1 protein-coding gene is annotated in these 450 nt (G+C 74.0%); it reads right to left on the bottom strand.

The annotated features are described in order from the left end of the window. Positions 1-450: ketoacyl-synthetase C-terminal extension domain-containing protein (locus V1L54_RS29325; RefSeq protein ID WP_330121194.1), on the bottom strand; the 450-nt coding region annotated here is incomplete at both ends.

Here is a 450-nt window from a genome sequence, read left to right as displayed (position 1 = left end):
GGAGACCGCCAGGGTGCGGGCGACACCCACCGGGTCAAGGCCGTCGGCGACCTCGGCCAGCCGTTCGGCCTGTCCCCGCAGTGCCTCAGGAGTGCGGGCGGACAGTATCCAGGGCAGCACCGTGGTGGTGCCGGCGACGCCCGGCGCGGGCTCGTCGGTGTCGTCGGCCCTGTCCTCGGCCTGGTCGTCGGTCGGTGCGGCCGTGGCGTCGGCGCTCTCCAGGACGAGGTGAGCGTTGGTTCCGCTGATGCTGAACGAGGAGACGCCCACTCGGCGGGGCCGCTCCGGGTCCTGCGGCCAGGCCGTCGGGTCGGTCAACAGCCGGACCTGGCCCTGGGACCAGTCGACGTGCGGGGTGGGCTCGGTGACGTGGAGGGTTGGCGGCAGCTCCTCGCCGCGCAGGGCCATCACCATCTTGATGAGGCCGGCGACACCGGACGCGGCCTGGGC

It is taken from the genome of Streptomyces rubellus, assembly GCF_036323805.1.
Classification (GTDB): Bacteria; Actinomycetota; Actinomycetes; order Streptomycetales; family Streptomycetaceae; genus Streptomyces.
Note: the sequence above shows the minus strand (reverse complement) of the source record. Positions and strands in the feature narration are given on the sequence as shown.